The sequence below is a fragment of the Bacillus sp. PK3_68 genome, assembly GCF_003600835.1.
GTDB lineage: Bacteria > Bacillota > Bacilli > Bacillales > Domibacillaceae > Pseudobacillus.
Genome location: NZ_NQYC01000001.1, coordinates 1,781,042 through 1,806,865, shown reverse-complemented (window position 1 = coordinate 1,806,865; position 25,824 = coordinate 1,781,042). Strand labels below are relative to the sequence as shown.

Here is a 25,824-nt window from a genome sequence, read left to right as displayed (position 1 = left end):
TTTTACCTAGGACTTTATAGGAACGTAGAAGATGCTCAGCGGTTTGCTCAAGGGGATCATGGATAGTGTGTTAAATTTAGAAACCGTTTGCATGTTAAGAGAGTTTTTAAGGGAGTGGGAGGATGCAGTAGCATCTTTTGATTGGCAAACTTTAAAGGAGTGGTTAGGTGAATAGCAAGAAAGCTGTATTTTATTCCTCTTTGGCAATCAGCTTATTATTAATTAGTGTAGGTGTATTCGCACCAAAGCAACTGGAGAAGTTTTCGAATTCGTCACTTAATTTTATTTACAATAACTTGGGATGGTTTATTCTTGCCAGTGTTTTTATTTTCTTTGCTTTTTGTATGTATATTGGACTGTCAAAATTCGGGCATATTCGTTTAGGGGATGATGACGATCGGCCTGAATATAAAACGGCCACCTGGATTGGCATGCTTTTCAGTGCTTCTATCGGTATCAGCCTCGTGTTTTGGGGCGTGGCAGAGCCTGTCTCCTATTACATTGACCCTCCATTCGGCAAAGGATCTTCTGAGGAATCAGGCAAGCTTGCTATGCAGTTTGTTTATTTGCATTGGGGCGTTTCGGCCTGGGCTTGTTATGCACTCGTAGGAGTTTCTTTAGCTTTCTTTCAGTTTAGAAAAAAACTTCCGTCTTCATTGAGCTCTGTCTTTTATCCTTTGATTGGAGATAAAATCAGAGGCCCTTTTGGCAAAGCGATTGATGTCATGGTTATCCTTTCGATTGTTATTGGAATTGCTACATCGCTCGGTTTTGGTACGCTGCAAGTAAACAGCGGCATGAATTTCCTTTGGGGAATACCGGTGGATATCTTTACACAGGCACTCATCATCATTGTAGTTACCTTTATTTATGTAGGTTCTACTGTTTCTGGCCTGCAAGGAGCAATGAAGCATTTATCCAATCTGAATATGTTCCTCGCCTTTGCTTTATTAGGCTTCGTTCTTTTCCTGGGGCCAACCCAGTCTATCTTTAAAATTTTCTTCCAGGGTGTTGGCGATTATGCTCAAAACTTCATCGGCATGTCGTTCCGAACAGAGCCATATAACGATGGTTCCTGGATTGCTAGCTGGACACTATTTTATTTTGGCTGGTGGATTGCTTGGGCGCCGCTTGTTGGTAGTTTTGTCGCCAGAATTTCCAAGGGCAGAACGATTAAAGAGTTCATGATGGGCGCCGTCTTTATTCCTGTACTCGGTTCATTCTTCTGGTTTGCAGTAATGGGAGGATCAGCAATTCACCTTATTCAAAATATGGGAGAAAAGGCGCTCGCGACTGCCGTATCAACCGATGTTACTTCTGCGTTATTCCAGTTCTTTGAGTACTTCCCAATGAGTGCGTTTTTAAGTGTACTGGCAATGGTGCTTGTCCTTGTGTTTTTCATTACATCAGCCAATTCAGCTGTATTCGTATTAGGAATGATCAGTGAAAATGGCAATCCAGATCCTGCACACCGGACAAAGATTATATGGGGAGTTGTTATTGCAGCAGTTTCGGTCGTGCTTATTATGACCGGCGGTTTGCAAGGTTTGCAATCAGCGCTTGTGGCAACAGCTGTACCTCTTGCTTTTTTAATGCTCGTGATGTGTTATTCAACGTATAAAGGTCTGAACGATGAATATATCCAGTCATCTGAAAAAAAAAATAAAGAGTTGAAAGAACAAAAGGATATTCCCGAACAAAAGGCTCTTTAGAATAAATGTTAAAAAGCGGACTTTTCAAAGTCCGCTTTTTATATGTAGAAATTGACTTTAGACATACAAAATCATTATAGGCTAGCTCTCACTTTGTACGGCTTTTTCTGAAGAAGTATTAAGAAGGGCAATGCCAAAGATGATAAGAAATAGTCCGCCGATTTTCAAGGCGCTAAAGCTTTCTCCGAACAACCATACACCAATAATAGCTGTTAGTGCTGTTCCAGCACCAGACCAGACAGCGTAAGCGAAGGAGAGGGGAAGACTTTTCAATGCAAAGCTGAATAAAGTGAATGCCGATAGAAAACCGATGGCCACTCCTATGGAAGGTCCTATATTGGTAAACCCGTCGGATAATTTCAGCATGGTGGACCCGAATATTTCTAGCAGTATAGCAAGTGTTAAAAAAAGAACGCCTCTCATATTTATTTCTCCTTAACTATTTAGTAAGACAAGTCCAACGATGAGCAGTCCTATTCCTAAGATGCCTTGCTTGTTTACTTTTTCTTTGAAAAATAATACACCCGCGATAACAGTCAAAATGGTACCGCAGCCGCTCCACGTAGCATAAACCACTCCTAGAGGCAAGGTTTTCAAAGCTATAGATAAGGAATAAAAGGCCACTCCAAATCCGACAATCACTCCCGCTACCGGAAGCAAGCGGGTGAACCCATTGGAAAGTTTCAGCATAGTAGAGCCGAATACTTCCGAGACGATAGCAATTCCTAAAAGCAAATAGGGAAGAAACGTCATTTGATACCCTCCACTTAGGTAAAAACTTTACAAATATTTTAACACACGTTGCCGAACCTTCTGGTTAAAAACGAAAGCGTAGGAAAATTGTAACTTTTTTCAATGGGCGGACGTTTCTTTTTTTATAAAATAGAGGTGAAACGATTACAGTTTTTGTAAAGGAGGCTTTTCTTATGAATGCTGTTCGTGTATCACCAACAAAATGGAATTGGTTCTTAGCCTTAGCTGGAGTCATTATTCTCTCCAATTTTGCTGCGCATCATCTTCTTCCTCTTCCTGCCAATGAAATGCAGATGGTGACAATTGGTTCGCTATTAGATTTTGTTCTTGTCATCCCGCTTCTTGCGTACCTCTTTGTTTTTCGCCAAAAACGGCAAATGGCTCCCGTAATTGGCGTGGCATTACTTGGTTATTTTGTCGGGAAAGCAATTATCCCTGATGGCCGCCTGGCCGGTATGGAGTGGATCGGATGGGTATTGTTTGCAGGGGAGGCAGCCCTTTTTGCTGCTGAAATCTGGATTATTTTTCGGCTTATTAAAACAGTCCGTACTATCCGTCGAAAAGTACAGGCCACTAGAGGAGCTGTTACCTCAACACTTGCTGTCTGGCAGCAGGCAGAAACTGCTTTCTCAGAAAATAGATTTGCAAAAATTATTATTTCTGAATGGATGATATGGAAACTTGCGCTTGCCAGCTGGAAGCAAAAAGCACCTGAATCTGACCGTCATTTTACGGCTCACCGCCAGACCAGTGTTCTCGCTTTCAATGTGATGCTCATCCATGCTGTTGTATTGGAAACGGTCGGCGTGCACTGGATGATCCACTCGATGAATCCGGTTATTGCTTGGGTAATGGTTGTCTTAAATATATACACCGTGCTCTTTTTTATCGGAGAAATCCAAGCGATCCGTCTTAACCCGATAGTTGTAGAAGCGGACAAAATTACTGTCCCTATTGGCTTAGTTAAAAGAATTACTGCTACAAAAGAAAATATTTTCTCGATCCGGCGCACAGAGGAGGGAGAATACAACGAAAAGGATCAAGATGCTTTTCATGGTGTATATGCCGATATGGAAAAAGGCGAGCCACAAGTAGTAATTGAATTAAAGCAGCCGGCGACGGTTCACTATATATACGGGTTTACTAAAAAAGCAAAGAGAATCTATTTGCGTCTTGACCAGCCGGAAGAATTTCTAGCAGCGGTGGAAGAAGAAGGGTTAAGCAGAATGGCTACAGGAGATGAACAATATAAGTAGAATAAGAAACGAGACCGTACATAGCGGTCTCATTTTTTATTAATTGATAATCATTTTGGACGAATGAAATGTGTCAAGAAAACGCTCTGCTTTTTTAGATAAGTAGCGGTCTTTTAGCCAGATAATAGCGGATTCTGATTGGATGGTGCAATCTTCAATTTCAACTACTTTTAAACCATTCGTTGGAAAAGAGAGCAGTGTAGATTTTGGCAAAAGTGCTGTCCCTAAGCCTGTCCGAACAAGTGAGAGCAACATCGCCGCATCAGGGCATTCGCAAATGATATTTGGCTCGAAGCTATGCCTTGTACATTCATTAACGACAAGTTCATAGAGACCGACACCGCTAACCCTATGCAACAGCATGAGAGGCATGCCGCTAAGTTCCTTCATTCGGATAGTAGAAGAGGCTTCGCTTTTTTCAGGGATAACGGCAACAAATGGATCAGTTGGCAGCGGCAAGTAAGAAAATTCCTCCATTTCGAGAGGAAGCCGAACAATAGCAAGCTCTACTTCGCGCTGTTTCACATAGTTGGCTAATAGAGAGGAATCGCCTTCTTTTAATCGGAATTTAACACGGGGATATTTCTCCCTGAAATAAAGAAATCGTTCAGGTATATAAGAAAAGCATGTTTTTACAGACCCGATGGATAAAACACCTTTTAAGCCGTCTCCCACTTCCTTCACTTCAGTAACGGTTTCTTCCATTTGCTCCAGCAAGTATTTTGCTTTTTTATACAGCACTTCTCCCGCTTCTGTTAACTCAAGGCTTCTGCCTTTACGTTCCAACAGCAAGACACCGAGTTCTTCCTCTAATGCTTTTAGTTGCTGGCTAAGAGGAGGTTGAGCCATATGCAGTTTTTTAGCCGCTTTTGTAATCTGTCCTTCTTCCGCAATGGTAGCAAAATAGCGAATTTGCCGAATATCCAACTTTGGAACCCCCTTACATATATGTATATTTTTTTAATATGGTTAACCAATATTTTTAATATTTTTAATATTTCAATTCCTATGATAAGTTATAAATGTAAACGATTCCACCATTTTTTTCAAAATCTTTTTAAAATTTATTTGGTGAAGAATCTATTAGAACGAATGAAGGAGTAAAGCTGTTACTTCTTTATAACATTATTTTGATGATAAAAAGGAGCGAAGGAAACATGTCAAAAGTTCAGGAAGCAAAAGAAAAGTTAAAAGGGTCGATTGCACCGGTCATTACTTCTTTTAAACAGGATGAGAGTTTAGATCTCGATACATTCAAAAGCTTAATCAACTGGCAAATTGAAAGCGGAAGCCACGGAATTTCCGTGACGGGTACATCGGGAGAGCCAAGTTCCCTAACCGTAGAAGAAAGAGAGCTTGTGATGGAAACAGCGATCCAAACGATCAATGGACGCGTCCCATTCGCACCGGGCACAGGTTCCGTCAACTTCAACGAAGCGCTGCGCTTAACGAAAGCGGCACAGGAAATGGGCGCCGACGCCGCAATGGTCATCGTTCCTTATTACAATAAACCTTCTCAGCACGCGCTTTATACTCATTACAAAACGATCGCCGATGCGGTAGATATTCCAATCGTTGTCTATAACATTCCAGGACGCACAGGCGTGAACCTGGAAGTGAAAACACTGGCTCGTTTAGTGGAAGACTGCCCGAACATTATCGGGGCGAAAGAGTCTAATAAAGACTTTGAACATGTAAACCGCGTCCTGTTAAATTGCGGAAGAGACTTTAAGCTGTTCTCTGGCATTGAGTTGCTTTGCTATCCGATGCTGACGATCGGCGGTGCTGGTTCCATCAGTGCGACAGCGAACGTCGCGCCAGCACAAGTGGCAGAAATGCACAACGCCTGGATGGAAGGAAATACGGAAAGAGCGCTTGAGCTTCACTATGAATTGATGCCATTAAACGATGTGCTCTTTAAAGATACAAATCCAGCACCGGTCAAAGCCGCTCTCGGCATGATGGGCAAAATCGAGCCGGTTCTGCGCAAGCCAATGGCGTTGCCAACGCAGGAACTGCAGGATGAAATCCGTGACGTACTGAAATCGTACAATATCTTACCGGAAGGTATTTCAGCGAACTAATGAACTGAGCGAAAGAACGAATGAGTCTCTATAAAAATGGTTGAGGAAATGAAAAAGGAGTGACCATGATGCAAGTACAAGCAGCTGGACAACAAGAGTTAACCCATAAACGAGTAGAAGATGTAAAACTCTATATTGATGGTCAGTTTACCGATGCCGAAGCAGGCGCTACCTTTGAAAATGTGAACCCATTTACGAATAAGGTAAATAACGTGGTGGCCGAGGGTCGTGCAGAAGATATCAACAAAGCCGTAGCTGCGGCAAAGAAAGCGTTCGAAGAAGGGCCATGGGGCAAGATGAAAGTGGCCGAACGCATGAAGTATATTGAGCGTATCGCTGACCTGATCGAGGAAAACGCGGAAGAAATTTCTTATCTGGAATCCCTTGATACAGGTCTTCCGATCAGCCAGACGAAGAAACAGGCAGCTCGTGCCGCAGAGAACTTTCGTTTTTATTCCCGCATGGTGCAATCCGTATTGCACGGAGAATCATACCCAATGGATGATGAATTCATCAATTACACTGTCTATAAGCCGCTTGGACCCATTGGACTGATTACACCATGGAATGCGCCATTTATGCTGGAAACATGGAAAGTTGCTCCAGCTTTGGCAACGGGGAATACCGTGATCCTGAAACCGGCGGAGCTATCTCCTTTGACAGCGAACAAGTTAGCGGAAGTCATCAATCAAGCCGGCCTTCCAGAAGGGGTGTTCAACATTGTGCATGGCTTCGGGGAAACAGCAGGCGCGACGCTTGTGGCACATCCAGATGTAAAAGCCATTTCCTTTACTGGGGAAACAACGACAGGCTCAATCATTATTAAGAATTCGGCCGATACGTTAAAGAAAACCTCCATGGAACTGGGCGGTAAGTCCCCGCTAATCGTGTTTGAAGATGCGGACCTTGACCGCGCCCTGGATGCAGCGGTATGGGGAATCTTCTCCTTTAATGGTGAACGCTGCACAGCGAACTCTCGTCTGTTCCTTCATAAAAACATTAAAGAGGAGTTCGTGGAGAAATTAAAGAAACGCGTCATGAATATTAAGATCGGCGATCCAATGGATGCAAAAACACAGCTTGGACCTCTAATTGAAAAAGAGCATTTTAATAAAGTTAAAAGTTACATTGAATTAGCAAAAGAAGAAGGCTGTGAAGTGATTCAGGGAGTAGTGCCCGAAGAAGTGAAAGCCGGCAACTTTGTGCCGCCCACACTGTTATTAAATGCTAAAAACGAAATGAGAGTGTGTCAGGAAGAAATCTTCGGACCGGTGATGGCGGTCATCGAATTTGAAGATGAAGCAGAAGTGGTTAAAGCAGCGAATGATGTGCGTTATGGCCTTGCAGGATACGTGTGGACGAACGACATTAAACGCGGCCATCGTGTTGCTCAGGCAGTCGAAGCCGGCATGATCTGGATCAATGCACAAAACGTGCGTGATTTAAGAATCCCATTTGGCGGAATGAAAGACAGCGGGGTCGGTCGAGAAGGCGGTCGTTATGCACTCTTTGAATTCTATACAGAACCAAAAATCATTCACGTAGCGATTGGCGACCATCATATTCCACAGTTCGGTAAGTAAACGGAACATTTAAAAGAGAGGGCGCTAAGCCAGCGCCTTCTACTTTCAAGAGTGTGTAGTTACAGGCACTAGCGGCTCGAGGTCATAAGCCGCTGATCAAGCGCCTTTCACTTTTATTAAAAAGGAGAGAGTTATATGCCAGCTAAAACAGGTAAGGAATACATCGAGAGAGTCGACCAGGCTCAAGCGAACGTCTGGATTAATGGAGAGCAGGTAAAGGGAAAAATCTCTGAGCACCCTGCATTTAAAGGAGTCATGAAAACACAGGCTGAGTTATATGATATGCAGCATGATCCAAAGAAAAAAGATTTTATGACATATGAATCGCCAACGACGAGTGATCGTGTCGGTACTTCTTTTATCCAGCCAAGAACGAAAGAAGACTTGGAAATGCGCCGTAAAATGATGCAGGAATGGGCGAGACATAACAACGGAATGATGGGACGCTCACCGGATTACATCAATGTTGGAATGATGGCTTACGGATCTGCATCGGAAATGTTCGGCAAGCAAGACCCTTTCTATGCTCAGAATATGTCGAAATATTATGAATACTGTCGAGAAAATGACTTATCTTTAACTCACACGCTGATTCAGCCGCAAGTAAACCGGGGTGTGAATGCGGCTCAGCTGCCGGATCCATATATCGCAGCCCGCATTAAAGAAAAGACATCAGAAGGCGTTGTAATTAAAGGCGCTAGATTGCTGGCTACCCAAGGCGGCATTACAGATGAAATTATGGTATTCCCTTCTACTTTATTAAAACAAGCGGAAGAAGAAAATCCTTATGCTTACGCTTTCTCTATTCCAAATAACACACCTGGATTAAAGTTCATTTGCCGTGAATCATTTGATTATGGAAAGTCCAATTTTGATCATCCGCTAGGTTCTCGTTTTGAAGAAATGGATACGATCGTTGTTTTCGACGATGTCGTTGTTCCTTGGGATCGCGTATTTGCTCTTGGTGATGTAGGAGTCTGTAACCAGGCATATAACGAAAGTAATGCAGTGGTTCATATGACGCACCAAGTCGTTTCTAAAAATGTTGCCAAAACAGAGTTTATTCTTGGCCTTGTTCAACTAATGATCGAAACAATCAATATCGGACAATATCAGCACGTTCAGGAAAAAGCATCTGAAATCATTATGGCACTAGAAACGGTGAAAGCTTATGTCGCGGCATCAGAAGCAAATGCTAAAGTTGATAAATGGGGCATCATGACACCGGACTTTACGCCATTGAATATTGCTCGTAACTACTACCCGAAAATCTATCCTCGCTTCAGTGAAATTATGCAATTGCTTGGTGCTAGCGGTTTAATGGCCATTCCAAACGAAGCAGACTTTAATTCAGAAATCCGTCCGGATCTCGACAAGTATTTGCAGTCTGCCACTGGAAGCGCTTACGACCGTGTGAAATTATATCGCTTGGCATGGGATGTATGCATGAGTGCCTTTGGAACGAGACAAACATTGTATGAGCGCTTCTTCTTTGGTGATCCAGTCAGAATGGCAAGCGCACTATACAACGGCTATGACAAACAGGAGTACGTAGACCGTGTAAAAGAATTCTTAGATCGTTCAGAGCAGCTCATTCAAAAATAATCCGCACAGTTTGATATTTTCATAAGAAAAAGGGAGGCAGGGGCAATGGATTTTAACATTATCCGTATTGCAAGAACCGTATTAAATGTAAAGGATCTTGAGCGTTCAAGAAAATTTTATGTCGATGCGCTAGGGTTTATAGAAACAGAAAGCAAGGATGATTGCATTTATTTAAGAGGATTAGAGGAGCATGTTCATCATAGCTTAGTATTGAAAAAATCCGAGAAAGTGGGTGTCTACGCACTCGGCTACAAAGTAGAAAAAGATGAAGACCTTGATAAGCTTGCAGTCTTTTTCCAATCAAAAGGCCTGAAAACAAAGTGGCTTGAGGAGGGAACACAGCATGCGCTCGGTCGTGCGCTTCATGTCCATGATGTATCGGGGATGCCGCTTGAATTCTTCTGTAAAATGGATAAAGCCGAGCGTCTGCTGCAACGTTATGACTTATATAGAGGCGCAAGAATTCAGCGCATTGACCATGTAAACTGTGCGGTGCCTGATGTTCAGAAAGCCTATGACTTTTTCATTAACGAATTAGGATTTGCTTGTTCTGAATACACGGCAACAGAAGATGACAGTATTTGGGCGGCATGGCTGCATCGCAAGCCGAGCGTTCATGATCAGGCATTCATGAATGGAGAAGGCCCGCGCCTTCACCACTTTGCTTACTGGCTGCCAGATCCATTAGCTCTTATTCATTGCTGTGATGTACTCGCTTCACTCGGCTATGCGGACAGCATTGAACGCGGACCAGGCCGTCATGGTTTATCCAACGCCTTCTTCTTATATTTAAGAGATCCGGATGGTCATCGAATTGAATTGTATAACGGTGATTACTTAACAAGTGATTCGGACTTTGAACCGATCCGCTGGGATTTAAATGATCCACGCCGCCAAACGTTCTGGGGAGCGAAAGCACCGGACAGCTGGTTCAATGAAACGTCTCCATTCCTTGATATTGAAACAGGGGAATTCGTAGAAACAGAAGCTGCCAAGCTGGAACAAAAGAAACCTGAATTTATTATCTAATGCAAAGTAATGGGGGAATCAATGATGGATGATCGGTTATTCCGCAATGCAATGGGGAAATTTGCGACAGGTGTAACAGTTATTACAACTGAGTTGGATGGAGAAGCACATGGAATGACGGCAAATGCCTTCATGTCCGTGTCACTCAATCCAAAGCTCGTCTTAATTTCGATTGGTGAAAAAGCAAAAATGCTTGAGAAAATTAATGAATCCGGCAAATTTGCTGTTAACATTTTAGCAGCAGAGCAACAAGAAATATCGATGTTGTTTGCCGGCCAAATCAAGGAAAAACGTGAAGCGGAATTCGACCGCATTCAGGATGTTCCAGTAATTAAAGGTGCGCTTGCCAATGTTGTCTGTAAGGTGTATTCAAAGCAAGTAGCTGGAGACCATACATTATTCATCGGTGAAGTGCAGGATATTGTTTTACGTGAAGGAACACCGCTTACTTTCTTTGAAGGAAAATACGGCCAGCTTGCAGAAGGACAGCTCGCTTAAGTAAAACGAAAGGGGACGTGCAACTAATGGAAACGATTCACATTGAACATCCAAACCAAATCCCAACAACAGCCGGATCAACTCCTTGTGTGCTGGCGCTCGGTTTTTTCGACGGAGTCCATATTGGACATCGCGGCATTCTTGAAGCGGCAAGATCGGCGGCAAGAAAAAAAGGCTATCAATTCAATGTTATGACCTTTTATCCCCATCCGAAAGATATCCTCTTTCCTGAGCGGGAGCCAATGACATACTTGACGCCACTGCCGGTAAAAGAAGAGCGTTTCCAGGAGATTGGTGTGGATCAATTATTCATTGTGAAGTTTACTCCTGAATTTGCAAAGCTGTCCCCTGAAGACTTTATTGAGCATTATATTGTGAATCTTCACTGTAAACATGTGGTCGCTGGATTCGATTACCATTATGGCCATAAAGGGAAAGGCAACATGAAGACACTCACTGAGGCAGGATACGGAAAATTCGAGGTAACAACCGTCCAAAAGATTGAGCAGCAAGCTGAAAAAATCAGCTCTACTGCCGTGCGTGAATTGTTGGCTACTGGAAAAGTAGAGAAGGCTTCTGACTTGCTTGGTCAGTCTTATGAGGTGAGAGGAAAAGTGAAGCAAAACTCTCTATTTTACAAGAACCATCAATTTATAAAAGTGGATATTAATCAAGATTACCGCCTGCCGAAGCTCGGTGTTTATCGTGTAGAAGCAGAAATCGAGGGCCGGTCGTATGAAGGCATTTGCCACCAAATGACCGTTATAGGCCGCCAACCATTCTTGCTTATCCAGCTAAAAGAATGTTTTGCAGACACCTATGGAAAAAAAGTAAACATCAAATGGCTAAAATATATGTTTGGCAAACAAAAAGAAACAGCCGAAGTGAATGATTATATTCAAAGAGAGGACATGGTCATTTAACTGCTGCTTTGTTAACAAATAAAAAGGAAAGAAGGGGAGCAGCCAAATGTCTCCCCTTTCACCCTGTCTGGATTTCTTTGAGAACAAGAGCATAAAAGTAGTTATACCTATTGTCAAAGGAGTGGAAAAGAGATGGTAACAGCAAAGGTGAAATTTCATGGCACGCTGCAATCAGATGAAATCAATGTGAAGCTGATGGAAGGTGTGGTGGAGAAGGAAGGCCAGTCTTTTAACTTTGATCAGCTGGTTGTAGATGCACCGGTTTCCGGTACTGTATATGGCACGCTCTTAAACTACAAAGGAGCCTTGGAAGCGCTGGGGGAGGCGGTCAATGAGGCCCCTTACAAAGCGTCTCCTAAAGCCCCGATTCTTTACATTAAACCGGCAAATACAATCAATAGCCATAAACGGCCGGTTCCACTTCCAGAAGGCATCGAAGCACTTGAAATCGGAGCCTCAATGGGATTAGTCATTGGCCGTACAGCTACACGAGTGAGTGAAGAAGAAGCATTCGATTATGTAGCTGGCTATACGGTAGTCAATGATGTCAGTATTCCACACGAAAGTGTTTATCGTCCAGCTATTAGACAAAAAGCACGTGACGGGTTTTGCCCGATCGGTCCCTGGATCATCAAGCGTGAAGATGTGCCAAATCCTGATCAGATACATACCCGTGTATATATTAATGGAGAATTGCGCCAAGAAAACACAACAGCAAATTTAATTCGTCCAATAGCCAGGTTATTGGCAGACGTAACCGATTTTATGACGTTGCATGCTGGAGATATCCTGCTTGTAGGCATTCCTGAAAAGGCACCACTTGCCAAAGCTGGCGATGTTGTTCGCATTGAGGTAGAGGGAGTGGGCGCGCTCGAAAATACGATTGTGCCTGAACAAGAATTAGCAGAGGGGGGCTTAAAATGAAGCGGGCAAAAGTTGCTTATGCAGGAGCGATTCACGAAGCTGTAGAGAAAGATGAGGGCCGTTTGCAGCTGAATGACGGCCGAATGGTTAAGAAGGAAGAGGTCGTATGGCTGCCGCCAGTTGAACCGCGGACCGTTTTTGCTCTTGGCCTCAATTATGCTGATCATGCTGCAGAGTTGTCCTTTAAAGCACCGGAAGAACCTCTTGTTTTTTTGAAGGGTCCAAACACATTCATTGGCCACTGTGGACAGACACGACGTCCAGGAGATGTAGAGTATATGCACTATGAATGTGAGTTGGCTGTTGTGATTGGCCGTCCAGCACGCAATGTGAAACGAGAAGAGGCGTATGATTATGTATCAGGCTATACCGTTGCTAATGACTACGCCATTCGTGATTACCTGGAGAATTACTATCGTCCCAATCTGCGTGTGAAAAACAGGGATACATGTACACCAATCGGCCCCTGGTTCGTTGAAAAAGAAGCTGTTCCGGATCCGATGAACCTAACATTAAGAACATATGTCAATGGAGAGCTCACTCAAGAAGGTAACACGAAAGATATGGTCTTCGATATTCCTTATTTGATCGAATATTTAAGTAGCTTTATGACGCTCAACGAGGGAGATATCATTTTAACAGGCACACCGAAAGGATCGGTGGATACGAAAGTTGGCGACGAGGTCATTACAGAAATAGAAGGCATTGGCCGCCTTGTTAATACTATTGTAGGAGATGAGACATTTGGCATTCGCACCGCTTCTGCGAAAGTAACATCCAAACAGACGATGTAAAAAAGGGGGGAACTTCTATGCCACACTTTATTATCGAGTATACAGATAATATAAAAGCAGAGGCAGATATTCCAGCCTTGCTAAAAAAAATCAATCAATCGCTTATTTCTCATGACGATGTATTCCCAGTCGGGGGATTCGCTCCCGGGCGATTGAATTGCATGATTATTTCATTGCCGATGGCACAGAGGACGATGCATTTGTCCATGCTGCACTGAAAATCGGCGCTGGCCGCCCAGAACCGGTGAAAAAAGCGGTTTGCGATGAATTGTTTGCTATTATGAAGAATCACTTTGCTGATCTTTTTGCTAAACGTTATTTGGCTCTCTCAATGGAGCTAGTGGAATTTAGCGAGGCTGGCACGTACAAGCAGAACAATATACACGCCCGTTATAAGAAAACAACCTCAGAAAAATAGAATACGAAAATGAAAGTTGCATTGAGAGGGTTAATAGCACGGTTATCCTTTAGCTTATAACTAAAGCTTGTCCCATAACAAACTTTAGTTATGAGTCTTTTCTTTGTTTAAACAGAAAAATAAAAGGAGGAATTCATCATGTTTGGCATGGAAGATCCAATAATTGCTTTTGCCTGGATTGGCACCATTTTATCGATGATTGGCTGTGTTGTGTTTGGAGCAGTCATGTGGAATCGCGGGGAAGGAGAATGAAATAAATGAATTTTACTATATTAATTCCTATCCTTTTACTTTACTTGGGTATTATGTCGGCACTTGCCTATTACGGTTATAAAACAACAAAGTCAGAAGCTGATTATTTAGTGGGTGGACGAGGAATCAATCCTACAGTCATGGCGCTTTCTTATGGAGCTACCTTTATCAGCACCTCTTCTCTTATTGGTTTTGGCGGTGTGGCCTCATTATATGGATTTGGACTATTATGGCTTTGTTTTCTAAACATTGTTTTTGGGGTCTTTATTTCTTTTGTCTTTTTTGGGACACGCATTCGAAAACTTTCGGAAAAGCTGGAAGCATACACATTTGCTGAGCTTTTAGGAAAGCGCTATCAATCGAAGTTTATTACTGTATTTTCTGGAATCATAATTTTTGTATTAATGCCTGCTTATACGAGTATTGTCCTTGTAGGCGGAGGACGCTTTCTTCAGGAAACTCTTTCAATGAATTATAATGTTGCACTGTTAGTATTAGCTGTCATTGTCGGCTTTTATGTACTAAGCGGTGGAATTAAAGCTGTTATGTATACCGATGCCTTTGCAGCGGTTGTCATGTTTGTCGGTATGGCTATCTTTCTGTTTATGGGCTATAAAGCAGTGGGAGGTGTGATTGACGGACATGCTGGATTAACGGCAATGAAGAATCTTGTTCCTCAGTCTTTAGTAGAGCAAGGGCATCGCGGATGGACCTCCATGCCGGAATTAGGTTCTCCTATTTGGTGGACGTTAGTCAGCACGATCGTTATGGGAGTCGGGATCGGTGTACTAGCTCAGCCGCAGCTTGTTATGCGATTTATGACAGTCAAAAACAATCAGGCACTGTATCGTTCGGTGATCGTTGGTGGAATCTTCATTTTCTTTATGACAGGTGCTGCTTTTATGCTCGGTCCGATCAGTAATTTGTATTTTCAGGAGCATGTAGGAAAGCTTTCCATAGAGGTAGCTAAGGGAAATGTAGATCTCGTGATTCCCGCGTTAATTAATCATTTAATGCCGGAATGGTTCGTCTATTTATTCACGCTTACCTTATTGTCGGCTGCTATTTCAACTATCAGTTCTCTTATTCATTTGCAGGGATCTGCTTTTGGGCAAGATATCTTGAAAAGCTTTGGTATTCAATCGTTTTTAGGAATGGATGCTTCCCGTATCGGTGTGCTTATCGGTATTGTGGCGGCAGTTGCTTTGTCTTATGTATTGCCTGAAGGGGTCATCGCACAGGCGACAGCTTTTTGGTTCGGCATTTGTGCGGCTGGATTTCTCCCGGTTATGATTGGGGCGTTTTTCTGGAAGCGGTCGACGAGAGCAGGAGCTAAGGCCAGCATGATTGTTGGATTTACAGTTAGCATCTTAGGGTTTATGTTCCTGCACGAAAAGGAGGCTGTTGTCCTTGGGTTATCAAAAGCTTTATTTGGAAAAGATACATTGTTTGCTTATCCAATGACACATGTTGATCCATTGTTTTATGCACTGCCATTATCTACTGTTGTCTTTATCTTTGTAAGTTTGCTTACGAAAGATAAACTAGAGAAGGAAGAACAGCAACAGAAGGAGAAGGCGGTGTGATGCCGTCACTCTAGAGGGATGGGATTAAGACTTTTGGCAAACATTCACTTTCTGTGTTTCTCGTCAGACTGCGAAAAATAAGACTTTCATTGATGATCTAGACATTCTTTTCACTCAACAAAAAGGCCCTTATCAAAGGTCCTTTTTGTTGAGTGGAATTAATTAATCATTGTCACGTTGTTTTGCGCGAGCATTTCCGCCTTTTTCACCGATTTCTTCGTAGAAATCTTTATCATGGTTTTCAGAAGTGGCTTCTCCGCCTTTGCGGCCAATTTCTTGGTAGAAGTCTTTGTCATGATTTTCAGAAGTGGCTTCTCCGCCTTTGCGGCCGATTTCTTGGTAGAAGTCCTTGTCATGATTTTCAGCAGTAGCTTCTCCACCTTTGCGGCCAATTTCTTGATAGAATTCTTTGTCATGATTTTCAGCAGTAGCTTCTCCGCCTTTGCGGCCGATTTCTTGGTAGAAGTCCTTGTCATGGTTTTCAGAAGTGGCTTCTCCGCCTTTGCGGCCAGCTTCTTCCACAGTCATTTTTTTGTCGTTGTTTTCATTGTTGTTTTTTGCCATTTTATACATCTCCTTTTAATTTAATGAATCATATGGTTTTTATTACCTTTTTATAAGGTTATTAAACATTTATTTTTATATTTTTATTCGTTAGATTCTCTTTGCTCAGCGCGAGCATTTCCGCCTTTTTCACCAATTTCTTCATAAAATTCTTTTCCATGATTTTCGGCAGTAGCTTCTCCGCCCTTGCGGCCAATTTCCTGATAAAATTCTTTGTCGTGATTGCGGGCAGTAGCTTCTCCGCCTTTACGGCCAGCTTCTTCTACAGTCATTTTTTTATCTTTGTTTTCTGCCATTTTGTATCCTCTCCTTAAATGGAATATTTGGTGTACGCTTGTTATATATCCGCTTTAAAGTATTTAAAACCATATAATTATATAAAAAGTAAAAACCCCAACTTTTTTCTTAGATAAAAGTATTTATTTCCTTTAACTGTATGAGAAGATATTAGAGAGAAGAAGGAAATGATCTGTCGCGCTTTAAATAGGAGGAAGCCATTTATTTGGGAAAAGCTCTCCGCGTGTTATAGAATAGAAGAGACATTATTTTCTAGAAAGGAGAGTGCGATGAATTTTACAATAGAAAACATTGTTTTATTGTTTTCTATATTATTGTTAGTTGGTGTTATAAGCGCTAAGTTTTCTACAAGGCTTGGCTTGCCGTCGCTCGTCCTGTTTATCGCTGCGGGTATGGTATTAAATCAATTTGTCTTCTTCGACAATGCCTGGCTTGCCCAATTACTAGCAACCGTTGCATTGGTCATTATTTTATTTGAAGGTGGCCTGCAGACAAAGTGGGAAAGTGTAAAGCCAGTTTACAAGCCGTCCTTGTCACTTGCCACTATTGGAGTAATTGTTACCACTCTCACTGTCGGCATTGCTGCTAAGTTTGTACTTGATCTAACTTGGGCAGAAGGCATTCTTGTTGGTGCGATCGTTGGCTCGACTGATGCAGCAGCTGTTTTTAGTGTGCTTGGAAACAAGAATGTTAAACGGAAACTGGCAACTGTGCTCGAAGCAGAGTCGGCCTCCAATGATCCAATGGCCATCTTTTTAACGATCAGTCTTATTCAAGTAATTCAATCTCCTTCATTCGATCCTCTTACCCTCGTTTTGAGCTTTTTTTGGCAAATGGGGCTTGGACTTTTCTTCGGTATTTTGTTCGGTATAGCTTCCGTTTGGATTATTAATAAGATCAACCTCGATTCATCCGGTCTTTATCCGGTTTTATCTATTGCCTTATCTATTTTTGCCTTCAGTGTCGTTACGATCATGAATGCAAGCGGATTTCTAGCAGTCTATGTGATGGCCATCGTTATAGGAAACGCCGACTTAACTTATCGCCACTCTATTCTTGGTTTTAATGAAGGGTTGGCGTGGATGATGCAAATGGTGATGTTTATGATTTTGGGCCTCCTTGTTTTCCCGAGTGAGCTGCTTGATGTCGCTTGGCAGGGCATTATATTAGCTGTTTTCTTGATGATTGTTGCGCGTCCAGTTGGAGTATTTGTCAGCTTATTGTTTTCGAAAATGAACGTCAGGGAAAAGCTTTTTATTTCATGGGCAGGTTTAAAAGGAGCGGTCCCGATTATTTTAGGGACATATCCGCTCGTGGAGGGACTTGAACATGGACAGCTTATGTTTAATGTGGTCTTTTTCGTTGTTCTTTTGTCCACAGTGATTCAGGGAGCGAGCATTTCTAAAGCCGCTGAATTGTTCGGTGTGACCCGGACAGGGAAAAAAACTGAATCGCCTCACAGTTTGGAACTTATATCCATTGGCAAGACGAACAGCGAGATGGTAGAAGTGCGCATTTTGGAAGAATCAGCTGCAGCCAATAAGCGCATTCATGAAGTTGATTTGCCGCCTAAAACGTTAATTACCGCTGTTATACGGGGCGACCAGCTTATTACTCCGGAAGGGTCAACGAAGCTTTTTCCTGAAGATGTGCTTTACGTGTTAGTGAAGAAAGAGCAGAAAATGAATTGAAAAAAGTGATGATGAAAAGAAAGGAAGAGCAAAAAAGCGAACAGCTCACATAAGAGAGGATCACGTGTATACAAGTGATCCTCTCTTATTTTAGTTACGCATTCTTTCAGGCAAGTTCTGAATAGATTGGATTACACCGTCCAGTTTTATTTCGATTCTATAAAGTAAATAAAAGGTGACGGCAATCGGAAAGCCAACTTCCTGAATAAAAGGCATGAGTGTCTCCATTTTTTATCCTCCTATGAAGAGGAGGAAAGCCGAGAAACCGGCTTTCCTTCTGCTTGCTAGTTAATGGGAATAGGTGTCACGCTGCGATCGATAACATGAGCCCCTTTGATGCCTGTCAAAGCTCCGGAAGTCGAGTTAAATACGTTTGACTGAATGATTGCGGTCATGGCTTGTTTTACGACCAATGGGTCAATCGGTTCTTTAGGGTTTTCAATCGACAAGGTCGCAGTTTTATCTAACTGAGTAGCAAATTGCAACTGAAGAACTTTAGCCATTTTTTATTTCCTCCTGTTAATTGATTTCAAAATAATCATTCCTTGCAATTGTGACAACTGGTTTATCAGTTAAAGTAGCAATCGCTGTGCCAGCTGTTTCTAATTCAGTTGCCGTTGCCATTTCATTCACATTGGCAAAAGTTTTTGTTTTGTGAATTGGTTTTCCTTCATCATTTAACCCGTGATCAAAGACGAGACTTAACGTGGACTTCATCAATATTGCTTGTGCCATGCTGATCACCTCCTTTCACTTCCTACATACAGAAAAAGAGTGATAAAGGATACCCTCCTGCATAAAATTTAATAAGTAATATTTTTAATATTTTTGTAACATAAGTGAAAAATATGTATTATAATGGTGAAAAATAGATAAATAGATAAAATTTAGAGGGAAAAAAGGGGTAAGAGAGATGAAGAGAAGATTAATAATCATGTGCAGCTTCCTACTGCTGTTTATTTGTGCAGGGGGAATGCCGACTCATGCGGCCGAGAAGAAGAACATTTACATAGGGCTCCATGATAAAATGCTGCCGTTTACAACAGGAGAAGCCTTTATCATCAATGGTCAGGCAGTTGCTCCATCAGAAAAACTATCACGCTATTTATATATAAAAGAAACCATCAAGGAAAAAGAAGGAGTTTATATCTTTGAAAAAAATGGCCAGCAGCTGAAAGTAAACATCAAAACGAAGGAAGCCTTGCTCGACGGGAAAGCTGTGGCCCCTGCAGTTACTTACACTGAAAATGGCAAGTTTTATATTGGAATTCGCTGGATTGCAGAGCAGTTTGGTTTCCAGGCAGATTACTTGAGTGAGCATAAAACAGTACGCCTCTATACGAAGGCTGGATCAAAGTTGTCCAACGAAGAGTTTTTAGTGGCTAATCAACCGTTTTTTGATCGATTGAAAAGTCCGCCGCCAGCTAAAAAGCCAGTCGCTTATGTAACGTTTGATGATGGTCCAAGTGCTCAATCAGCCAGCATTTTAAAAACCCTTGCTTCCCAGCAAGTGAAAGCAACATTTTTCTATATTGAACCCAATATTTCAAGGTATGGGGCTGCGGCGAAAAAAGCTGCAGCAGAAGGGCATTACCTTGCCCTTCACAGCGTAACCCATAAAGTGAACCCGCTTTATAAGTCGCCACAAAACTTTATAAACGAAATGGAAAAAACAAATCAGACATTAAAGAAAGTGACTGGCCAGTCCTCTGTTTTGGTTAGGGCTCCGTTTGGAAGTTCCCCTTATCTAAAACAGCCATTCCGTGATGCTTTAGTTAAAAAAGGCTATCGGTTGTGGGATTGGGATATAGACAGTGAGGACTGGAAATATAACACATCTTCGAAAGCGCGTATTTTGCAAAATATTCAAGCGGGAATTAAATTGCAAAAGAAGAAGGGCGATCAGAATGTTGTCATTTTACTGCATGAGAAGAAGATCACTGCAGAAATGCTTCCGCAAATCCTAGTTTATTTAAAGAAGGAAGGATATGAGCTGAAAGCTTACAATCCCTCTGCCCATGTAACCCAGAATTTCTGGAAGGACGGAAGACTGTAATCAGTTGATAAAACGGTGGAATTTTCTGAATAAACATATTTACTTTTATAGCAGCTCTATGTATAATGGAGTCAAATTAAATAGTTATAACTAGGGGAGTCCAATGAGCTGGGCTGAGAAAGGAACGCGATGAAGTTTCTTGACTCTTGGGACCTGATCTGGTTCATACCAGCGTGGGGAAGTTAAAACAGTTATTTATTATGATTACTTCTGCATACATATTAGCCGGGTCCATCCATTGATTGGACACCGGCTTTTTTATGTACATGAGTGAGCTTTTCCACATGCTATGCCCTGCATCTCGTCCTTAAACGATTAATCCGTTGAAAAGGAGAGATTTTTTTATGTCCACATCCTCATTAAGTGAAAAAAACATTTCCATTATGTCCAGTTTCTCGGGTAGTAAGAAAGTTTATATTGAAGGTTCTCGTCCTGATTTAAAAGTTCCCATGCGTGAAATCAACCTCACTCCAACAACTGGTACGTTTGGTGAGGAAGAAAATCCGCCCGTGCGTGTATATGATACGAGCGGTCCTTATACAGACCCTCATTACACGCTTGATATTACAAAAGGATTGCCGACTATTCGCAGTCCGTGGATTAATGAACGCAATGATGTAGAGGCGTATGAAGGAAGAGAGATAAAACCTGAAGACAATGGCTATAAAGAGAAAAACGATCCCCGAACCAATCATCATCTATTCCCTAGGTTAAAGCGCCAGCCACTGCGTGCAAAAAAGGGAAAGAACATTACGCAGCTTCATTATGCAAAAAAGGGAATAATTACACCCGAAATGGAATTCATTGCAATCAGAGAAAACATGTCACCTGAGTTTGTCCGCGAGGAAGTAGCGAGAGGAAGAGCAATCATTCCAGCTAATATCAATCACCCGGAAATTGAACCGATGATTATTGGGCGCAATTTTCATGTAAAGATTAATGCAAACATCGGCAATTCAGCTGTTTCCTCGTCAATCGAAGAGGAAGTAGAAAAAATGACATGGGCAACACGCTGGGGAGCGGATACTATTATGGATTTGTCGACAGGAAAGAATATTCATACGACCCGTGAATGGATTATCCGTAACTCACCCGTTCCAGTGGGGACTGTCCCTATTTATCAGGCGCTTGAGAAAGTGAACGGTGTAGCAGAAGCTCTTACTTGGGAAGTGTATCGTGATACATTGATTGAACAGGCGGAACAAGGGGTAGATTACTTTACTATTCATGCTGGAGTGCTTCTCCGCTATGTGCCATTAACAGCTAAGCGCATGACTGGGATTGTCTCACGCGGTGGTTCAATCATGGCTCAATGGTGTCTCTATCATCATCAGGAAAATTTTTTATATACTCACTTTGAAGAAATCTGTGAAATTATGAAAGCCTATGATATTTCTTTCTCTTTAGGAGATGGACTGCGTCCCGGCTCCATTGCTGATGCCAATGATGAGGCACAATTTGCTGAGTTGGAAACACTCGGGGAGTTGACTAAAATTGCATGGGAACACGATGTGCAAGTAATGATAGAAGGACCCGGCCATGTGCCCATGCACCTTATTAAAGAGAATATGGATAAGCAGCTTGAAGTTTGCCAGGAAGCCCCTTTCTACACACTGGGTCCGCTAACAACGGACATTGCCCCAGGCTATGACCATATTACCTCTGCAATTGGAGCTGCGATGATCGGCTGGTACGGCACAGCGATGCTTTGCTATGTCACACCGAAAGAGCATTTAGGGTTGCCCAATCGGGATGATGTACGCACTGGGGTAGTGACTTACAAAATTGCTGCTCATGCTGCCGATTTGGCGAAAGGGCACCCCGGAGCTCATAAGAGGGATAACGCGCTGTCAAAAGCACGATTTGAATTTCGCTGGAGAGATCAGTTTAACCTGTCCTTAGATCCGGAACGTGCGCTGGAATATCACGATGAAACCTTGCCGGCGGAGGGCGCAAAAACTGCTCATTTCTGTTCAATGTGCGGCCCGAAGTTTTGCAGCATGAGGATTTCTCAAGATATTCGCAATTATGCTAAGGAAAATGAAATAAATACAGATGAAGCATTTGAAAAGGGGATGGAGCAAAAGGCGAAGGAGTTCAAGCAAGCCGGCAGCAGTATATACCAGTGAGCGGGAGGAGAAATGCAGATGACTGTCCATAAAATTGAACGGGAAATTGATCAATTAAAAGCAAAGCTGGTCCTTCTACAAAATCGTTTAAGGCTCATTCAGCAAAATTGTGACCATCATTATAGAGGTAATCAGTATTATGAAACTTGTGCCAAATGTAAAAAAGTGAATGTTTTATATTATTAAAGTGAACGGCCGCGAGAAGATTCTCGCGGCCGTTTTTATAAAAAAGAGAGGTAAAGAATGCATTAAGGGGGCTGTGCGGGTGGGCATTCGCACAGCCGCTGTGCATATTATTCTTTCTGATGAGAGAACAGCAACGGGACAAGTAAACTGTTCATGTATTTATCATATTTTAATTGAGAATGAATGTCAACTATAATTGATAATGATTTTCAAAATCAATGAGAATGGACCACCCTTCTGAGCAGCAAGGGACAGGATAAACAGAGAGACTAAAAAAACTTAGGCGAGGAGTTATGTGGAGAGCGCGCGATTAGGATCATTCTTGTTAGCAGACACGTTTCCTTATAGTATTAAACCAATCACCTTGCTCATAGAAGTCTAACCCCTTGCAATATTTTCTCACTAACCTTGAATCTTTTGACTGGCTAACCGATTATTGAGCCGCTACCTTGACCCTCCTGTTTTTAATGTAACGATTATGGAGGAAGGACGATGAAGATACTCGCTTTTTGCTAGTTGGGATGAGACAGAGGGTTCCAAATAATCAGGTACTTCGCTAATTAATTATGATGGTTGAGCATGTATATAAATGAACATTGGAATAAAGTGTGTGAAGTGAAGATTGTCTTCAAGGTAGTGGACTGAAGGCAGTCTTTTATTTGTATTCTGAGAAAGTGCTCTGTCTAACAGCTTTCAATTAAAGGAGTAAATTGAATTGGAGCAAAGTTAAAGGTTTACGTCCTTTTACTAAAATGAAGAAAAACCATACAGCTAAATGCAGAAAAAATAGCATATGTCCTTAAGGCGATGTAAGTAAGCTGATAGGATATTTTATATGAGTTCTTTAACAATTTTACAACATAAAAATAGTAGGAATTTAGGTCAATATTTATATAATCTAGTTTTTAAAGGAGGAAGAGAGGCATCCATTTTGCGAAAGAAATCAAATGAAGTTTGAAAATTTCAATTTTTTCTTCTTTATTCGTTGCACCAAATGAAAGGTTGGGTTATATTAGTAATAGAAATAATGAATGAGCATTCATTCAAAGATGTGAAGGGGGAATTATGTTGGTTCAGCACATTCAAAAGGCTGCCGTTTTAGGTTCAGGCGTAATGGGTTCAGGAATTGCTGCTCATTTGGCGAATATCGGTATCCCGACTTTATTATTAGATATTATTCCGCGCGAGCTCACAAAAGAAGAGGAAGCGAAAGGTTTTACAATTAACGATAAAGAAATCAGAAATAAATTCGCTGCCAATGCTTTGAAAAAGCTGCTAAAGCAAAAGCCTGCTCCGCTCACATCGAAGAACAACATTCAATATATTACAGCGGGAAATCTAGAGGATGATTTAGAACAACTAAAAGATGTTGATTGGATCATTGAAGTAGTGGTAGAAAACTTAAATGTAAAAAAACAAGTGTTTGAAACGATAGAAAAATATAGAAAGCCCGGCAGCATTGTCAGCTCGAATACGTCAGGAATATCCATCGAGGCGATGGCGGAAGGGCGTTCAGAAGAATTCCGCCGTCACTTTCTCGGTACCCACTTTTTTAATCCGCCACGTTACTTAAAGCTGCTCGAAATCATTCCAACGAAAGATACCGATCAAGAAGTACTCCAATATATGAAGACGTTTGGTGAGGATACTCTCGGTAAAGGAGTAGTAGTCGCCAAGGATACGCCAAACTTTATTGCCAATCGTATTGGAACATACGGATTGCTGAAAACGGTTCAGGAAATGACAAATTCCGGACTTTCTGCCGGTGAAGTAGATTCCATTACCGGGCCATTAATTGGCCGGCCGAAAAGTGCCACGTTTCGCACGCTTGATGTAGTGGGGCTTGATACGTTTATTCATGTGGCCAACAATGTTTACGAGCAAGTAGAAGGAGAAGAAAAACAAGTATTTGATGTACCGGAATTTATGGAGAAGATGCGCGATAACGGTTGGATTGGCGCAAAGAGCGGCCAAGGCTTCTTTAAAAAGGAAGGGAAAAACATTCTGGAGCTTAATCCGACAACAATGGAATACAGTGAACGTAAGAAAATGAAAGCGGCTTCAATCGAATTGGCGAAGCAGCAAAAAGGATTATCGGCAAAATGGAAGACGCTCATCTACAGTGATGACAAAGCTGGAAATTTTTTATGGAAGATCATCGCACCGGTGCTGATTTATTCGGCTCGCCTCACTGGCGAAATTGCCGATGACATTGTCTCGATCGATCAGGCAATGAAATGGGGATTCGGCTGGGAGCAAGGACCGTTTGAAATATGGGATGCGATTGGCCTGCCATCTTCTTTGGGAAAAATGGAGGCAGAGGGCTTCGAAATTCCGCTTTGGGTGAAAGACATGATGGAAGCCGGCCATTCTTCTTTCTATAAAGAGGAAAATGGAGAGGTGTATTTTTATCATAACGGCGGGTATCAAAAAGTTTCTGTCAGCGAGAAAGTAATTGATTTAAAAAAGCTGAAGAAACAAGGAAAAGTTCTTAAAAAGAACAGCGGGGCGAGTTTGATTGATATTGGGGACGGCATTGTTTTGCTTGAGTTTCATTCACCGAACAATGCGATTGGCGCGGATATCGTTCAAATGATTAATTACGCGGTTGATGAAACAGAAAGAAATTACAAAGGGCTTGTCATTGGAAACCAAGGGAAAAATTTCTGCGTCGGCGCTAATTTAGCTATGATTTTGCTGGAGGTACAGGATGATAACCTCTGGGAAGTAGATATGGTCGTAAAAGGCTTCCAGCAAGCAATGATGAAAGTGAAATATTCGAGCAAACCGGTCGTTGCTGCTCCATTCTCGATGACACTTGGCGGCGGTGCAGAAGTTTGTTTGCCGGCTGCGCATATTCAAGCAAGTTCGGAGACTTATATAGGTCTTGTAGAAGTCGGTGTCGGGCTTATCCCGGGTGGCGGCGGAAACAAGGAGCTCTATTTAAAGCATTTAGAGCAGATGGCGAATGGTGTACAGATTGACCTGCAGGCAGTGGCTAACAAGGTATTTGAAACGATTGCCATGGCTAAAACGTCGACTTCGGCAGCAGAAGCAAGAGAGAATAATTTCTTATCGGAAGCAGACGGAATCAGTATCAACAGTGACCACCTGCTATATGATGCAAAACAGGCGGCTTTGTACCTTTATGAAGCTGGCTATCGAGCGCCAAAGAGAAAGAAAGTTCCTGTTGTAGGGGAAACGGGGTATGCAGCCTTACTTTTAGGTGCACGATCCATGCTAAAATCAGGCTTTATTTCAGAGCATGATTTTAAAATCGCTTCAAAATTAGCGTATGTTATTGCCGGAGGAAAGCTGCCGTTTGGAACGGAAGTGGATGAAGAATATTTGCTTGACCTTGAACGGGAGGCGTTCCTCAGTTTAATTGCTGAGCCAAAATCACAACAGCGCATGCAGCATATGCTCGTTAAAGGCAAACCGCTGCGCAATTAACTAGATTCTTATTCCAATAGATAAAAAAGTG

The 25,824-nt window shown here is 42.1% G+C and carries 24 protein-coding genes, 2 pseudogenes and 1 riboswitch; of the genes and pseudogenes, 18 read left to right on the top strand and 8 right to left on the bottom strand.

Annotated elements, in window-relative coordinates; all coding sequences use genetic code 11:
* Positions 1–167: 167 nt before the first annotated feature.
* Positions 168–1,712 carry a BCCT family transporter gene (locus tag CJ483_RS09480; RefSeq protein ID WP_120034337.1) on the top strand — a complete coding sequence of 515 codons (1,545 nt, stop codon included), beginning with the start codon at positions 168–170 and terminating at the stop codon, positions 1,710–1,712.
* 81 nt (positions 1,713–1,793) lie between these two features.
* Here the strand turns inward: CJ483_RS09480 and CJ483_RS09475 are convergent, their stop codons facing one another.
* Complete coding sequence (locus CJ483_RS09475; RefSeq protein ID WP_120034335.1) at positions 1,794–2,135, bottom strand: DMT family transporter; 342 nt, start codon at positions 2,133–2,135, stop codon at positions 1,794–1,796.
* A gap of 12 nt (positions 2,136–2,147) precedes the next feature.
* Positions 2,148–2,465, bottom strand: coding sequence for a DMT family transporter (locus tag CJ483_RS09470; RefSeq protein WP_120034333.1), 318 nt, complete (start codon positions 2,463–2,465; stop codon positions 2,148–2,150).
* Positions 2,466–2,638: 173 nt separating this feature from the next.
* Between CJ483_RS09470 and CJ483_RS09465 the strand changes: the two genes are divergently transcribed.
* Positions 2,639–3,721, top strand: coding sequence for a hypothetical protein (locus CJ483_RS09465; protein WP_120034331.1), 1,083 nt, complete (start codon positions 2,639–2,641; stop codon positions 3,719–3,721).
* 39 nt (positions 3,722–3,760) lie between these two features.
* Here CJ483_RS09465 and CJ483_RS09460 read toward each other — a convergent pair whose 3' ends face one another.
* The gene (locus CJ483_RS09460; protein ID WP_120034329.1) at positions 3,761–4,648 is read right to left on the bottom strand and encodes a LysR family transcriptional regulator; all 888 of its coding nucleotides are present in this window, start codon (positions 4,646–4,648) and stop codon (positions 3,761–3,763) included.
* Positions 4,649–4,878: 230 nt separating this feature from the next.
* Here CJ483_RS09460 and hpaI point away from each other — a divergent pair, with 230 nt between their 5' ends.
* From hpaI to CJ483_RS09410, 11 genes and pseudogenes are all read left to right on the top strand, one after another.
* Positions 4,879–5,805, top strand: a complete 927-nt coding sequence (gene hpaI, locus CJ483_RS09455) for a 2,4-dihydroxyhept-2-ene-1,7-dioic acid aldolase (RefSeq protein WP_120034327.1) — start codon at positions 4,879–4,881, stop codon at positions 5,803–5,805.
* 68 nt (positions 5,806–5,873) lie between these two features.
* The gene (hpaE, locus tag CJ483_RS09450) at positions 5,874–7,388 is read left to right on the top strand and encodes a 5-carboxymethyl-2-hydroxymuconate semialdehyde dehydrogenase (RefSeq protein WP_120034325.1); all 1,515 of its coding nucleotides are present in this window, start codon (positions 5,874–5,876) and stop codon (positions 7,386–7,388) included.
* 135 nt (positions 7,389–7,523) lie between these two features.
* Complete coding sequence (gene hpaB / locus CJ483_RS09445) at positions 7,524–8,993, top strand: 4-hydroxyphenylacetate 3-monooxygenase, oxygenase component (RefSeq protein WP_120034323.1); 1,470 nt, start codon at positions 7,524–7,526, stop codon at positions 8,991–8,993.
* A gap of 45 nt (positions 8,994–9,038) precedes the next feature.
* Positions 9,039–10,022 (top strand): 3,4-dihydroxyphenylacetate 2,3-dioxygenase, encoded by a 984-nt coding sequence (gene hpaD, locus CJ483_RS09440; RefSeq protein ID WP_120034321.1) that lies wholly within the window; start codon positions 9,039–9,041, stop codon positions 10,020–10,022.
* A 24-nt stretch (positions 10,023–10,046) separates the two neighbouring features.
* Positions 10,047–10,520, top strand: coding sequence for a flavin reductase family protein (locus CJ483_RS09435; RefSeq protein ID WP_120034319.1), 474 nt, complete (start codon positions 10,047–10,049; stop codon positions 10,518–10,520).
* Positions 10,521–10,546: 26 nt separating this feature from the next.
* Complete coding sequence (ribF, locus tag CJ483_RS09430) at positions 10,547–11,443, top strand: riboflavin biosynthesis protein RibF (RefSeq protein ID WP_120034317.1); 897 nt, start codon at positions 10,547–10,549, stop codon at positions 11,441–11,443.
* Positions 11,444–11,575: 132 nt separating this feature from the next.
* Positions 11,576–12,367, top strand: a complete 792-nt coding sequence (locus tag CJ483_RS09425; RefSeq protein ID WP_120034315.1) for a fumarylacetoacetate hydrolase family protein — start codon at positions 11,576–11,578, stop codon at positions 12,365–12,367.
* Entirely contained in the window at positions 12,364–13,161 is a 798-nt protein-coding gene (locus CJ483_RS09420) for a fumarylacetoacetate hydrolase family protein (RefSeq protein WP_120034313.1), read from the top strand. Before CJ483_RS09425 ends, CJ483_RS09420 begins: the two co-directional genes overlap by 4 nt.
* 17 nt (positions 13,162–13,178) lie before the next feature.
* Positions 13,179–13,579 (top strand): annotated as a pseudogene (locus tag CJ483_RS09415) (5-carboxymethyl-2-hydroxymuconate Delta-isomerase).
* 138 nt (positions 13,580–13,717) lie between these two features.
* Entirely contained in the window at positions 13,718–13,831 is a 114-nt protein-coding gene (locus CJ483_RS25480; protein WP_340852634.1) for a symporter small accessory protein, read from the top strand.
* 5 nt (positions 13,832–13,836) lie between these two features.
* Entirely contained in the window at positions 13,837–15,417 is a 1,581-nt protein-coding gene (locus CJ483_RS09410) for a sodium:solute symporter family protein (protein ID WP_120034311.1), read from the top strand.
* Between the two features lie 162 nt (positions 15,418–15,579).
* Here CJ483_RS09410 and gsiB read toward each other — a convergent pair whose 3' ends face one another.
* Positions 15,580–15,981: a glucose starvation-inducible protein GsiB gene (gsiB, locus tag CJ483_RS09405; protein WP_120034309.1), complete on the bottom strand. Its 402-nt coding sequence runs from the start codon at positions 15,979–15,981 to the stop codon at positions 15,580–15,582.
* A 95-nt stretch (positions 15,982–16,076) separates the two neighbouring features.
* Positions 16,077–16,277: pseudogene (locus CJ483_RS09400) on the bottom strand (KGG domain-containing protein); the annotation flags it as partial.
* A 270-nt stretch (positions 16,278–16,547) separates the two neighbouring features.
* Between CJ483_RS09400 and CJ483_RS09395 the strand changes: the two are divergent.
* Complete coding sequence (locus tag CJ483_RS09395) at positions 16,548–17,969, top strand: potassium/proton antiporter (RefSeq protein WP_120034305.1); 1,422 nt, start codon at positions 16,548–16,550, stop codon at positions 17,967–17,969.
* A 90-nt stretch (positions 17,970–18,059) separates the two neighbouring features.
* Here the strand turns inward: CJ483_RS09395 and CJ483_RS09390 are convergent, their stop codons facing one another.
* The 3 genes from CJ483_RS09390 to CJ483_RS09380 are packed head-to-tail and all read right to left on the bottom strand — an operon-like array spanning position 18,060 to position 18,704.
* On the bottom strand, positions 18,060–18,197 hold the full coding sequence (locus CJ483_RS09390) for a YvrJ family protein (protein WP_120034303.1): 138 nt from the start codon (positions 18,195–18,197) through the stop codon (positions 18,060–18,062).
* 56 nt (positions 18,198–18,253) lie between these two features.
* Positions 18,254–18,472: a DUF2922 domain-containing protein gene (locus CJ483_RS09385; RefSeq protein ID WP_120034301.1), complete on the bottom strand. Its 219-nt coding sequence runs from the start codon at positions 18,470–18,472 to the stop codon at positions 18,254–18,256.
* A 16-nt stretch (positions 18,473–18,488) separates the two neighbouring features.
* Entirely contained in the window at positions 18,489–18,704 is a 216-nt protein-coding gene (locus CJ483_RS09380; RefSeq protein WP_120034299.1) for a DUF1659 domain-containing protein, read from the bottom strand.
* A gap of 178 nt (positions 18,705–18,882) precedes the next feature.
* Between CJ483_RS09380 and CJ483_RS09375 the strand changes: the two genes are divergently transcribed.
* The 4 genes from CJ483_RS09375 to CJ483_RS09355 all read left to right on the top strand — a co-directional run bounded on the left by CJ483_RS09375 (position 18,883) and on the right by CJ483_RS09355 (position 25,793).
* A complete protein-coding gene (locus CJ483_RS09375) occupies positions 18,883–20,025 on the top strand; it encodes a polysaccharide deacetylase family protein (RefSeq protein WP_120034296.1) in 1,143 nt (380 codons plus the stop codon).
* Between the two features lie 82 nt (positions 20,026–20,107).
* Positions 20,108–20,222: riboswitch (TPP riboswitch) on the top strand.
* Positions 20,223–20,369: 147 nt separating this feature from the next.
* Positions 20,370–22,154 carry a phosphomethylpyrimidine synthase ThiC gene (thiC, locus tag CJ483_RS09370; RefSeq protein WP_120034294.1) on the top strand — a complete coding sequence of 595 codons (1,785 nt, stop codon included), beginning with the start codon at positions 20,370–20,372 and terminating at the stop codon, positions 22,152–22,154.
* A gap of 18 nt (positions 22,155–22,172) precedes the next feature.
* Positions 22,173–22,340 carry a serine protease gene (locus tag CJ483_RS09365; RefSeq protein WP_120034292.1) on the top strand — a complete coding sequence of 56 codons (168 nt, stop codon included), beginning with the start codon at positions 22,173–22,175 and terminating at the stop codon, positions 22,338–22,340.
* Between the two features lie 1,065 nt (positions 22,341–23,405).
* Positions 23,406–25,793, top strand: a complete 2,388-nt coding sequence (locus CJ483_RS09355; protein ID WP_182917011.1) for a 3-hydroxyacyl-CoA dehydrogenase/enoyl-CoA hydratase family protein — start codon at positions 23,406–23,408, stop codon at positions 25,791–25,793.
* The last annotated feature ends 31 nt before the right edge of the window (positions 25,794–25,824 follow it).